A 12,030-nucleotide genomic window follows, 5' to 3' on the forward strand; every position below is an offset into this window, starting at 1 on the left:
CCGGGATGCGGCTCAGTCTTTGACGAAGTTGAGATAGGACCGCGACGGCGTCGGGCCGCGCTGGCCCTGATACTTCGAACCGACCGAGGCGCTGCCGTAGGGATGCTCGGCCGGACTGGTCAGGCGCAAGATGCACAACTGTCCGATCTTCATACCCGGCCAGAGGATGATCGGCAGGTTCGCGACGTTGGAAAGCTCGAGCGTGATGTGGCCGCTGAAACCCGGATCGATGAAGCCGGCCGTCGAGTGCGTGAGCAAACCCAGCCGGCCGAGGGAGGACTTGCCCTCGAGTCGACCGGCCAAATCCTCTGGCAGCGTGCACGTTTCCAGTGTCGACCCCAACACGAACTCCCCGGGATGCAGCACGAACGGCTCGCCCTCGGCCGGCTCCACCAGGGAGGTCAGCTCATCCTGCTGCTGCTTGGGGTCGATGTGGGTGTAGCGGGTGTTGTTGAAGACCCGGAACAAACTGTCCAGCCGGACGTCGACGCTGGACGGCTGGACCAGGGCGTCGTCGAACGGGTCGATTCCCAACCGGCCGGCAGCGATTTCGGCTCTGAGATCGCGATCGGAAAGCAGCACGCGACGAGCGTAGCGGCCCGTGATGCTGATGAACGGCGCGACGCTGGGTGCTAGCCTTCCCAAGCAACATTGCCGATGTAGTTCAATGGCAGAACATCAGCTTCCCAAGCTGAATACGCGGGTTCGATTCCCGTCATCGGCTCCACATCTGATCAGCACTTTCGTTGTTCGAACTGTTCGAAAATCCGTCTTGTTGTCACGACGTTGTCACAACTGCCGGACAACCCTGTCCAGCGTCGCCCCGGCGGCCTTGAGTGCTTCGTTCTGGGAGTGCGTGTACAGCCTCATCGTCAGGCTCGCATCCTTATGTCCGATCCATGCCGCGATGACGGCGACAGGAACCCCTGATAGGTGCATGAGCGTGGCGCAGGTGTGCCGGGCCGCGTGCAGCTTGATATATCGAACCCCGGCCGCCTTGACTGTGTCGCGCCAGTAACGCGAGAGCACCGACGGACTGTGAATACGGCTCCGCCCAAGCTCAACTCACCAAGGCTCAGAACGCTCTACTCATTGTCCAGCGCAATGCTGAGTCCCTCAAGGCGTCATACGCTCAGGGGCACTCAGCTTCCGTCCTCGCCAGACCACACAACTACGACCCCGACAAGTGAGCCATTGCTTGGCTTAGTCCGTCAGGTCGAAATCCTTCAAAAGCGTTTCAATAGTGAATTTGTTTCGAAGCTTGCACGCTGAGTTTTGGTTGGCAAAGAAGCCGGTCCGCCAGATGCCGTCGTCCCCGGATACGGTGTGCTCCCAATCCACCGGAACGATCCATTCCCGGTTGTCGGGGTCATCTGTCTCGGGGTGCGTATAGACGCCCTCGACTTCGAGGTCTGTGAATGGCGTTGTCTCACCGCCTATTTCGATGGTGGCTGACTCGGCAGGTTGAGCCGACCCGGTGACCGTGCCGACGCCGACGTACCGACCATTGGGCGGCCCTGGGAGAAACACGAACACCCGCGCACCCACGGGGAGTTTGACTAACGTACGCGAATACCAGAGGCCTCCACCGGCCGCGACGAATCCGTATTTACGTGCGTCCAACCAGGAACGCCCACCCACGTAAGCACCGTAGGAGACATACCATGAGTGGCCGTCCCACGTCTCGGTCTTGGACTTCGCGTTCGGCGTCGGAGCAACCTCCACGGACTCAGGTCGCAAATACGTGCGTGCGAGATACTTCTGGTGGCCGTCTTCGTAGTAGCGGAAGAACACCACGTTGATCGGCAGGCCATGAATGTCATGCAGATAGCTCACGATCCGCTCGGTGCTCGCGTCCAGGCTGCTCGCGACTACGGTCAGCGTGTGCACGTTGTTTATCTCGTCCGGCGGCGCTGCACCGAATCGGTCCGCAAACGCCGCATCGAAGGCTGATCCAGGGTTCTTCTCTTCGTAGATGTGGCGGATGTCGTCGTTGCTCAAACCTTGTACCCATGAGCCGTAGTCCAAAAGTTGCGCGACTACTTCTCGGGGCGTCTTGTCCTTCTTGAGTTCGAGGATGTGCACGGTGCCCTCTGCATCGACCGCGAGCAAGTCAATGAACTTCTGATAGCTCGTTGCCACCTGGCGGCCAATGATCAGCAAGTCCTGGCCCAGGAGCGAAGAGTCAGTCTCAATCAGGGTTTCGAGCTGAGATTCCAATGGCATACCCGTCGAAACCAGCCGGATGGGCTTGCCGTCGTCAACGCGCCAGAGTTCCATTTCCATTGCCATCAAACAATTCCCGTCGTTAAAGAGCTAATCGGATGCGCCTTCGGCAAGTTGATCGACGATCCTAATGGTCTCTACGCTCACCGTGGTGACCTTCTTGATGAGCTCGACGATGTAGGTCGGGTCGTCATGCTCGTCACACCAGTCGTTGGGGTCGTTGACGATGCCGGATGCTTTGTCCGTTGAAACCTGGTATCGATTAATGACCCACACCAGCGCCGAGCGTGACCCAAGCTGATACCGCTCGGCATCTTCGGGTATGCCCGTAATGGTGACCTTCGCGTTGTAAATGATCGTCGAGTGGTCCGTCTTGGATGCCCACTTCATCTTCTGCACGCGCCAAGACTGTCGGTCGGTTGGGTCCACACCTGGCTTGATTTCAACTTCAAGGGGATACGGCTTTGCATCCTCGTATGTGAGGTGTAGGTCGGCGAGTGTGCGACCGATTGCGACAAGCTGGTCGAAACGTTCTCGGCGTTCCGGCGTTGGAACGTGGGGCAGCATCTTCTTTAGGTCTGCGGCGTGCTCAGAGCGATAAGTCGGGTCGTGTAGTACCCCGTAGGTGTAGTAGAAGATGTCATCCTTGACCACTTGTTGGCCCGAGGATTGCCTGTAAAGCATGAGAATTGAGTCAGTAATGTTGTCTTTGCGGCGGGCTCCCGTGCGTGCCGCATCGCACTCGACTTGGTTAGTCATGTTGCCAGGTAAAGCGCCTTAAACCCCGATGCACGCAGTGAGAACTTCCCACAACCTACTGACAACGATCACGACGACTGAGTGTCTTCGATGAGCGACGATTGAATGTAGTCAGCGGCGCACATGTCAGTCATGCTGGTGATTTCTGGGCCGACGATGGTGATCCCGCCGCTTTGAGCGCGACCGTAGAGGCCCAACACGAGAGCCGCCCAACCTTCGCCATCTATCTTCTGGCGTGCCGCTTCATCAGTTGCAACAACGAAAACGGTGACGACGGTGGGCGTGTTCGGATCGTTCCAGTCAACTCGTATCTCTCGTACCCCTGAGTTCAGCGCAACACCGCCGTCCGGAAGGGCTCGCATGGAAGCGAAGAGTGGTGTGACAACTAAATCAATGCATGATTGAGGCGCTGCGAGCCGCTGCCGTCGTGCTCCGAGCCTCAACGCGAGTTGGGCGTAGCCAGCTTCGTCGGGGAATGCCTCCGCCGGGTGCCGAGTCATTAGAAGAGTCTTTTCAACCGGAATCTCTAGACGAAGGTCGGCGACCCAGAGCCGATCGGCAGCCCAGTCAGCGGTTACGTGTATGTAGTGGCCGATCTGCGCTCCTTTTACCTGCCCATGCTGACCTATTGGGAGGCGGTCGAATGCGTCATAGACAGGCGCAACGGTGATCCAAGGGTTGTTGCCCTTCATGAGGTCGCAAGACTGCGTCAGGATCATCGCTCGCCTTAGCGGATAGCCTTCTTCGCCTACAATTGACGGCGTTTCGGCCACAAGTGTCTGCCTGCGTCCGCTCCACAGGTATGTGTCTGACGCCAGGAAAAATGTGGGAACTTCGTCGATCACGTGACCTTGGCGGTAGGCGTCGAGATGTTCGTAAAATCCTGGCGGCCATCCTTCGGATGCACCGAAGTCAGGCTGTGGGCCAACGGGATTCACGTTCTATGGTTCAGACGGGTCGTCAAGATTTGCGGCTAACCAGCTATTCACAGGGGGGAGAGTCGGGGCCGTTAATTCCCTTCGCAAGCGTTTCGCGATACCCCTGACCTGCTCATCATCACCCTTCGCCTCAATGAGCTGGTCAAGGGGTGATGGGTCGCCATCGTGAAACCAGCGTCTAGCAGCAGCATCGCCAGCTACCTGAACGGCAGACGCCGCTAGACCATGCAGACGTAGCACACGGTGAACGGTTGCCGGTCGCGGATTGGTTGCACGATCACGCCACGCATAAACGGCTCCACGACTTATCCCGGCCGCCTCAGCTGCTTGCTGGAGTCCGATGCCCAACCACTCTTGTATTTGCGCCAAGCTTAGGTCGAGGAGAGCAGCAGGTCCCGGCTCGGTCGTCGAGACTGTGAACGGCGCTATCATCGGAACGATTCTGGCGCTCCAGCGGCTAGCGGCGGGCGTCATCTCGAACACTATCCGGGCACTTCTCGCAGTGTCTACCGACGCCCTCGTATGAACCAGCTGATTCCGTAAGCGCATGTCGTATATGCGCGAGAACGCATCGACGAGGCCGAGTTCGCGTTCAAGTGATTCTTGCGTGAACCAGACATTTTCATATCCAAATTTGGAAGCGGGGAGGTTCCCAAATGGATCGCTATAAATGCTCGACGCAGTTGACGCATAGCTCTTGGGCAAGGTCGCAGGCTCTTCCGACCGATCAATTTTCGTCTTCACGGCGTACGCGCTCTTCACTTGACCCCCTTGAGCCAAAGGTAGAGATCATCTTCAAGCGAAGCGCGAAATAGAGCCCCAGTGTATCCGTGCAGTATTTCTGCCGTCTGAGTTACATCGTCGACTGTGAAGGGCATCGGGATTTCACGAAACACGTCGTAGTCGAGCAGATATTTTCTGGGACCCTCAGCGCCCTCATCAGCGAGCAGTCCGTGGTGGAACATGCACCGAGCATCACTCTCAAGCAGCAGCAGTTGCCGTTGGTCGGAGCCGAGCACAGCACTGCCGAATGTGGTGTCGTCCACCAGGCCCCGCACCGATTCTCTTATCAGGCCGCGCCAATCTTGTTGCCCATCTGGCATCGGAACCTGGTCTATGAAACGCATCCCAAGACGCAGGCATTGAGATGGATCGAAGACGGTTGCCACCGTTTCAGCTACAGCCTTGAATACAGTCGCCATAGTCTGCCAACCCTCATATTTTTGAGTCTCAAGCGTCACGCTGTCCGAGTTGAGCATTAACGACCACCCGTCGACCGACTCAAGCCTGTATGCGTTCTTGTTCTCCTGCACGGGTCCTGCGGGGGTAAACGTGAATCGCATTTGGGGTGCCACCTGGAGACTCGCCCATGAGCTACCTAGCCGCTTCTGAACTGCCCTGGCTTGCCCGTGTGTAAGGTCGCCGACCTCTTCGAAGTTGACCTGCACTGCCACGAGTACCAGCGGGCTTCGTTCTAGCTTCTGGCTCACGTAAGGGGGGAGCTGTAGCGGAGCCGGAACGCCATTTGTTGACACCAATTGAACATACCCGCCTTGCCTGACGGTCGAGGGAGTTACTGGAGTAGCGGGGCGCGTGTTTCGCCGCCTGGCCCGCACCGCAGAACCAGGTGGGGGCGGGACCCCCCAACCCCACCTTTGAAGGCCAACGGCCGAGACTGATGATTTTGGCCTGTACGGGTCTGGGAGATTTTGCCGCCGGCTTGACGCGCCTAACGAGTACGTCGTGTGCCAGGCTCGTAGGCGTGATTCACATCGTTCAGTACAAGAGCGGAGAGACGAAGAAGCATCTTGGGCCCCCGATCTTTTCTGGGGAGTCGTACAAGGTCGGTATGGACAAGCGACCCCCAGGCGAGTGGGTGAAGGTAACTGTGGAGGCCCACGGCAGCGTGACCGGGGCAGTTTCGCAGGGGCCGGACTCCGCCATCCGCCAGCTTGCAAACCAGTCTTGGAAAGGCGACCGAGAGACCACCGACATGTATTCAGTCGTCGAGGTCACCGACCTGGCAGAACCGGCGGTACTTCGCGGGCCGCCGGTGTGGATAGACACGTCGCTCAAGATCGGTGATGACGTTTACCCTGAAGGCAAATGGACGAAGGTGACGGTCAACGCGACTGGGTGGGCAGCGGCGACCGCACCGAAAGCTGAGCCGGACCAAGGCGATTAACCCTCTCGCCCAGAGCCATCCTCCACCGTACGCGGGTTCGATTCCCGTCATCGGCTCCAGGCCTGAGCGGCGCCAGCATCGTTCGATTGAGCGATACCAGAGCAGAGGGTGCTCACACCAGACGAGCCACCGAGACGGGTCAGTGCTGCGCGTCGATCATGGCGGCGATCGCCTTCTGAGCGTCTTTCGCGGCCAGCGGAGGCGTGGCGAACATCTCGGCGATCATCATCGCGACCGGTGTGGTCCACAGCAGCAAACCCAACGCGACGGTGTGGTCACCGTTGGTCTCGGCATTCAAGCGGGCCATCAAGTTCGCCAACGCCTCGCCCAGACGTTCCATGTGTCGTCTTCCGAGTCCACTCCGTAAATGCTTGGTGGAGATGAGAATCTCCAACCCCGCCATAGCCTTTGGATTCGCGAAGGCCTCCCAGGTCGCACGCACCAAGTCTTCGGTGTCCGTGGCTGCCGCCGGATCGGACAACACTTCGAGCGATGCGGTCAGCCGATCCACGGCATCTTCGATTACCGCAGTCAGCAGGCCATCTCGATCCCCGAAGTGATGCTGGATGACACCCCAACTCACGCCCGCTCGTTCGATGATGTGCCGTGCGCTGGCCGCGGAAAAGCCTTCCTCACGGATGCACGCAACGGTCTCGTCGATGAGTAGGTCGCGGGTCCGGTCCCCCCGCTCCTGTCGCCCGGTGGTCGGACGACGCGGGACGGTCCGCTTGCGACCTGTCATCTACGCAATCCGCCCTGCTCACCGTGCTGCCTCACCCACGACACCTTAGGGGAACACCCTTGCCTTAAAAACATGGCGCGTGCAATGCTTCGGGCATGCCGCTGCACGTCGTTCGAGGAGTGGACCATGACTGAGACGATCAAGACCGACGACAAGCAAGCGTCACCGGAGAGGCCGGGACTGTCGTCGTTGCAGAAGTCGCTCTTCGGCGTCTTGGCGTTCTTCTTCATCATTCACATCGTGTTCTGGTACCTCGAATTTCATGCCGGGGTGTCCCACTTCGTAGCGTCCACCACGTTGGTCGTCTTCGTTGTGGGCTGCTTCTTGACTGCACTGGCGATGCCGTGGCTTCCGCTACCGGGCCAGCGTGACTGGACCAGATCGGAACGACTGAGCGCGATGGTCATTGCGTGGGTCTTCATCGCCCTGATACCGCGATTCATTTGGGAACTACCGTGGCTCTTGCTCTTTGACCAGATCAAAGCCGGCGTCCAACACGGTGCGCTTTGGACCTATATGTGGTCGCCCATCCTCCTTGGCGGCGACGCGCGTTACCTGAACGGCGACCCGCTCATCGTCGTCCTGGAGTGGATTGCCTTCTTCATCGGACTATTCGAGGCCTACGCGATGGTGCAGTTCTTCCGAAATGGTAAGCAGTTCACCAGCACTCAACTGTCTTTCATCATGGGCGGGATGATCGTGGAGGTCACACTGCCTGCGGTCTACTTCGGGGTAGAGGTCGCCAACAACTTGCAAAGCATGACCAGTCCCGTCGAGATGTGGATCAAATTCGTAGTCCTGAACCTGCTGTGGTGCACCATGCCGTTCGTCACCTACTTCTGGGGCGTCCGCAGGCTGGCTCGCCAGGACCTCGCGGTGAAGTTTTGAACGCGACCCGCCGGGTCACTCACGGCAGACGGGGTGGCGCATTACCGGCTGATTGCTGCGCGGGCGCGAACTGAGGGCGCAATCCAATCCGCAAGGAATTGCCGCAGTTTCGCACCAGAACGCGCCGGCCGTCCAGGATCCACGATCAACGACTGCAGCGTTCGCAGCATCACTTCGACGAGTTCGTCGAGCTTGTCATCCGCGAATCCCGCGCCGGCCCAGTCGACATCGAACCGCTCAACGATGGATCGACCAAGATCAACGGCCATGTCAGAGGTGACGCCTGCTGTGAAGGCACTGGCCTTACCGGGTTCGAACACCAAGCTGAGGTAACGGTCTTCGGCGATCTGCTCGAACGTGAACGCGATGCCCTCCACCACAGCCTCGGTGGGGTCAGAAATCGAAACCAGTTGCGCGGCAAGCCGATCCAAGAATCCACCTATTGCCGCTAAGGCCGTAGCAGCAATGAGTGCCTCTTGGGTTGGGAAGTACCGGTAGATCGTCTGGCGGGTGACTCCGAGTCGCTGAGCTACCTCCGACACGTTGACGGTTCCGCCTTCGTCAATGATGCGCCGGGTCGCGGTGACGATTCGCTCGACCGCCTCGTCGTCGTCCTGGGGCATGTCGCCCGACCACCCATGCCTACGCATGACGTGATCGTCGCATAGCGTCCAGCATCATTTGTTGACAATACAGTGCATGTCGAATGTATGGTCTGAGTGGCCGTTCAGAGGAGTGCGCGATGACGCTGGCAAGCAACCGACCTGCCCACGGAACTGATGAGACGCTCACCCGGCGTGCGCTCCACCATGCGATCAACCGAACGACCGACTTCGCCGACACGGAGTTGCGGGTTCCGCTGCACTACTACCGCGACCCCAAGATCACCGAGATCGAGGAGTCACAGATTCTGCGTCGAGTGCCGCTGGCCGTCGTGCCGTCTGCGCAGATTCCCGAGAAGAACGACTACGTTGTCCGCTCCGTCCTGGGTGATTCCCTGCTGGTCACCCGTGACCGATCCGGTACCAGCCACGTGTTCCTGAACTACTGCCGCCATCGCGGAGCCATGCCCGCGTGCGGGTCCGGGAACTCGTCTCGCTTCGTGTGCCCGTACCACGCGTGGACTTACAAAAACACCGGAGAACTGTTCACGGTTCCAGGCAAGGCCGGCTTCTCTTCAATGGACACAACGGATTACGGTCTGGTCGAACTGCCCTCCGATGAGCGCTACGGCTTCGTCTGGGCGGTCTTGACTGCGGACGCCACAATCGACCTCGACGCGCACCTCGGAGACCTGGCCGCTGAACTCGAGCTCTGGAACTACGACTCTTTCGGCTACCACACCGAGCGCGAGTTCACGTCCGAGGTCTCGTGGAAGGGCGCGCTGGAAGCGTTCGCCGAGGGATACCACTTCCCCTACGTCCACGGCCAGAGCCTCATCGGCCAAAACACCCTCGCCAACACCACGATCTACGACGAGTTCGGCAAACATCATCGACTCGGCTTCCCGTTCAACTGGATCACCAATGTACAAACGGACCCCGCCGCGTCGGCGGAACCGTCCGCCAACATGGGCGTCATCTACTGGGTGTATCCCAACCTCATCCTCGCCAACAGCCCAGTCGGCGTGGAGATCATCGACATCCTCCCCGACGGAGAACCCACCCGCTGCACCGTCCGCCACAGTTGGATGGGCCGAGTCCCGGCAACCACCGACGACATGCGAGCGGGTTACGACGCAATCTACGAAGGAGTGCACGCCGCCGTCAGAGACGAGGACTTCGCGATGTTGCCTCAATGCGGAGAGGGAGTCCGCCACGGACAACACGATCACATGATCATCGGGCGCAACGAGATCGGCGTCCAGCACATGATCAGGGTCTTCGCCCAGGAACTGGGTGTCGCGCTGGCGTAGCGCATGCACGGAGGAATCGGCCTCGCTTGCATTCACCGTCTCGGGCCACCGAACGACGGCGGCGCCGAGGATGGACCGCTGCCCCACAACAGGTTCGGGACGGCCGACAGCGAAAATGCGACGTCGCCGCCGGTCCGGATGATCGACTCCGGAAGATACGTCTGATCGCTGGGCCGATCGTCGATGCTGAGGCCGTTGATGTAGGTCAGCCCGTCCGACGCCCCCGGGGCGGAGAGACGAATGCTTTTGCCTGCCGGCAAAGCGATTTCGACGCGGTCGAACAGCGGGGTGTTGACCGCGAGGATCGGCGTGCCTGGCGTGACGGGATAGAGGCCCAGCGCCGCCCAGACGTACCAACTCGACATCGCCCCGAGGTCGTCGTTGCCCGGTTCACCGTCGGGCGTCGGGCTGAAGGCGGTGCGGCGCACCCGATCGACCGTCAGCTGGGTTTTCCACGGCTGGCCGATGTAGTCGTACAACCACGGGACGCCGAAGTTCGGCTCGTTGCCGATCCACAGGTTGGGTTTGTACGGGCCGGCATTGACCTCGCTGGTGAAGCGGTCGAGTCGTAGGCCCGTCGCCAGCGGGCCGCCGAGCGCGTTCACCAGCCCGGCAACATTGTGCGGGACCATCCAGAGGTACTGCTCGGCGTTGCCCTCCTCGAATCCCTCCTGTCCGAGGTGGTCGGCGTCGGGCAGCACGAGTCCGGGACCGTCGGCGAATTTGCCGGCGGTGTCGCGGGGCGACAGATAGCCGGTCGCGGGATTGAGCAAGTTACGCCAGAACTGCGCTCGCCTCTGGAATTCGGTTGTAACAGAACCGAATCCGATCGATTCGGCAAAACGGGCGATCGCGAAGTCATCGACCGACCACTCCAGCGTCACTGACGCACCGGGATAGGAATTGACACTGCCGAATGGTCGCGTCTGGGGCAGGTAGCCGTATTCGACGTAGCTTTTGGCGATCGGCCGCTCCACGTAGTCGCCCAGCCCGACACCACCTTCGGACGCTGCCTTCAGCATGTAATACAGCGCGGTTTTGACGTCGAAGTCGTTGCCGCCGAATGTGTACAGCCCGACGATGAGCGGGACCGGGTTGTCTCCGGTCATGATCGCGGTCGACGAATTAGCCAGTCCCCAGCGCGGAAACGCTCCGCTCTGCGCGGCGTCGTTCACCAGCGACTGCGCCATGTCACCGGCCCGCTCCGGAAACAGCAACGCCTGCAGCGCGGCCAGGCAACGGTAGGTGTCCCAGTCGGAGAAGTTGGCGTATTGGGCGTGCCCCTTGGCGACGGTGTGCACGCCACCGTCGAATCCGAGGTAGTTGCCGTCGACGTCGTTGAAAGTGTTGGGGTGCAACAGGGATCGATACAGTGCCGTGTAGAACGTGTTCAGGTCGTCACGGTTGGTTCCAGCAACCCGAATCCGTGACAGCGCCGCGTTCCATTCCGTGGCTGCGGCCGCGCGGACGTCATCGAAGCCGCGACCGCGTTCGGCAGCCAGGTTGGCCCGGGCGCCGTCGACACTGACGTAGGAGATCGCCGTGTGCACCTCGATCACCGAGCCGGCCGGAAACTCGACCCATCCCCCGACCTGCGCCGCCTTGGCCGCGCGCGCTCCCGGGTGCACCGCGTGCCCATCGAAGGTGCCGTGGGAGATGAACGGCCGGCTGACTGTCATCACGAAGTACACGGTGTAGGTGTTCTTGGCGCCGCAGAATCCACCGGATGTCGCCGACCCGGTGATCGTCGTGTTGTCGTCGCCGATCTCGATGCTCGACGCAGAGTTGCCCGCCAGTGATCCGCCGGGGCGCACGTGGAAGATCGCGGGCCGACCGTCGGCGGGATAGCGGTACCGGCCGACACCGGTACGGGTGGTGGCGGTCAGTTCCGCACTCACTCCGGTGTCGGGAAAACGCGCCGCGTAGTAGCCGGGTGTGCCGATCTCGGTGTCGTCGTGCGCGATCGTCTCCCAGGCCCACCAGGGTTGCGCGCCGATCGGCGTGGTGGTCGGCAGCACCGGGATATCGCCGAAAGCCGGACAGCCTGCTGAGGCGTGGGTCAGGCTGAACCCCGTCGAGCGGGGGTTGCGGTAGTCGTAGCCGGCGTAGGTGTCGGTGGTGTCCGGCGAATACTGCACCATCCCGAACGGCGTCGCGGCGCCGGGAAAGTTGTTGATCTCCCCCATCGTCTCGCTGCCTGTTCCGGTGCCGATGAGCGTGTTGACGTGCTCGACCGGATTCACGACCAGCGGGAGCTCCTCGGCGCGAGCCGGAGCAACCGTCAGCGGCACCCAGACACCAGCCGCGGCGATCACCACGGTGAGTGCGCCAAAAGCTCTCCGGGTCCACCCCATTCGACGCAGCGTATTGGTTGCCC

Annotated in this window: 9 protein-coding genes, 1 tRNA gene and 3 pseudogenes; 4 read left to right on the forward strand and 9 right to left on the reverse strand. The window is 60.6% G+C overall.

Annotation, left to right across the window (positions count from 1 at the left end):
- Positions 1–12: 12 nt before the first annotated feature.
- A complete protein-coding gene (dcd, locus tag CYU59_RS02550; RefSeq protein WP_292975546.1) occupies positions 13–582 on the reverse strand; it encodes a dCTP deaminase in 570 nt (189 codons plus the stop codon).
- Positions 583–653: 71 nt separating this feature from the next.
- On the opposite strand from dcd, the gene CYU59_RS02555 reads away from it, so the two are divergent.
- Positions 654–727, forward strand: a tRNA-Gly gene (locus CYU59_RS02555).
- A gap of 62 nt (positions 728–789) precedes the next feature.
- Here the strand turns inward: CYU59_RS02555 and CYU59_RS02560 are convergent.
- The 5 genes and pseudogenes from CYU59_RS02560 to CYU59_RS02580 form a co-directional block, all read right to left on the reverse strand.
- Positions 790–1,041 (reverse strand): annotated as a pseudogene (locus CYU59_RS02560) (tyrosine-type recombinase/integrase); the annotation flags it as partial.
- Positions 1,042–1,203: 162 nt separating this feature from the next.
- A complete protein-coding gene (locus CYU59_RS02565; protein ID WP_292975549.1) occupies positions 1,204–2,292 on the reverse strand; it encodes an endonuclease NucS domain-containing protein in 1,089 nt (362 codons plus the stop codon).
- Between the two features lie 24 nt (positions 2,293–2,316).
- A pseudogene (locus CYU59_RS02570) lies at positions 2,317–2,949 on the reverse strand (type ISP restriction/modification enzyme); the annotation flags it as partial.
- Positions 2,950–3,053: 104 nt separating this feature from the next.
- Positions 3,054–3,923, reverse strand: a complete 870-nt coding sequence (locus CYU59_RS02575; protein ID WP_292975551.1) for a hypothetical protein — start codon at positions 3,921–3,923, stop codon at positions 3,054–3,056.
- Positions 3,924–4,681: 758 nt separating this feature from the next.
- Entirely contained in the window at positions 4,682–5,539 is an 858-nt protein-coding gene (locus CYU59_RS02580) for a TIGR04255 family protein (RefSeq protein WP_363113748.1), read from the reverse strand.
- Positions 5,540–5,685: 146 nt separating this feature from the next.
- Between CYU59_RS02580 and CYU59_RS02585 the strand changes: the two genes are divergently transcribed.
- Positions 5,686–6,108, forward strand: a complete 423-nt coding sequence (locus tag CYU59_RS02585; RefSeq protein WP_292975554.1) for a hypothetical protein — start codon at positions 5,686–5,688, stop codon at positions 6,106–6,108.
- 139 nt (positions 6,109–6,247) lie between these two features.
- Here CYU59_RS02585 and CYU59_RS02590 read toward each other — a convergent pair whose 3' ends face one another.
- Positions 6,248–6,850, reverse strand: a complete 603-nt coding sequence (locus CYU59_RS02590) for a TetR/AcrR family transcriptional regulator (RefSeq protein WP_292975556.1) — start codon at positions 6,848–6,850, stop codon at positions 6,248–6,250.
- 126 nt (positions 6,851–6,976) lie between these two features.
- Here CYU59_RS02590 and CYU59_RS02595 point away from each other — a divergent pair, with 126 nt between their 5' ends.
- Complete coding sequence (locus tag CYU59_RS02595) at positions 6,977–7,738, forward strand: hypothetical protein (RefSeq protein WP_292975558.1); 762 nt, start codon at positions 6,977–6,979, stop codon at positions 7,736–7,738.
- A gap of 41 nt (positions 7,739–7,779) precedes the next feature.
- Here CYU59_RS02595 and CYU59_RS02600 read toward each other — a convergent pair whose 3' ends face one another.
- Positions 7,780–8,388, reverse strand: coding sequence for a TetR/AcrR family transcriptional regulator (locus CYU59_RS02600; protein ID WP_292975561.1), 609 nt, complete (start codon positions 8,386–8,388; stop codon positions 7,780–7,782).
- A gap of 92 nt (positions 8,389–8,480) precedes the next feature.
- On the opposite strand from CYU59_RS02600, the gene CYU59_RS02605 reads away from it, so the two are divergent.
- Positions 8,481–9,653, forward strand: a complete 1,173-nt coding sequence (locus CYU59_RS02605; protein WP_292975563.1) for an SRPBCC family protein — start codon at positions 8,481–8,483, stop codon at positions 9,651–9,653.
- 47 nt (positions 9,654–9,700) lie between these two features.
- On the opposite strand, the pseudogene CYU59_RS02610 reads toward CYU59_RS02605, so the two are convergent.
- Positions 9,701–12,007, reverse strand: a pseudogene (locus CYU59_RS02610) (GH92 family glycosyl hydrolase); the annotation flags it as partial.
- Positions 12,008–12,030 lie beyond the last annotated feature (23 nt).

Source organism: Mycobacterium sp. (genome assembly GCF_002863225.1).
Lineage (GTDB): Bacteria > Actinomycetota > Actinomycetes > Mycobacteriales > Mycobacteriaceae > Mycobacterium.

What these genes read in the sequence shown, in the direction of transcription:
- CYU59_RS02565 (WP_292975549.1), bottom strand. Translation starts at nt 2,292, where the DNA reads ATGGCAATGGAAATGGAACTCTGGCGCGTTGACGACGGCAAGCCCATC.
- CYU59_RS02590 (WP_292975556.1), bottom strand. Translation starts at nt 6,850, where the DNA reads ATGACAGGTCGCAAGCGGACCGTCCCGCGTCGTCCGACCACCGGGCGA.
- CYU59_RS02595 (WP_292975558.1), top strand. Translation starts at nt 6,977, where the DNA reads ATGACTGAGACGATCAAGACCGACGACAAGCAAGCGTCACCGGAGAGG.
- CYU59_RS02600 (WP_292975561.1), bottom strand. Translation starts at nt 8,388, where the DNA reads ATGCGTAGGCATGGGTGGTCGGGCGACATGCCCCAGGACGACGACGAG.
- CYU59_RS02605 (WP_292975563.1), top strand. Translation starts at nt 8,481, where the DNA reads ATGACGCTGGCAAGCAACCGACCTGCCCACGGAACTGATGAGACGCTC.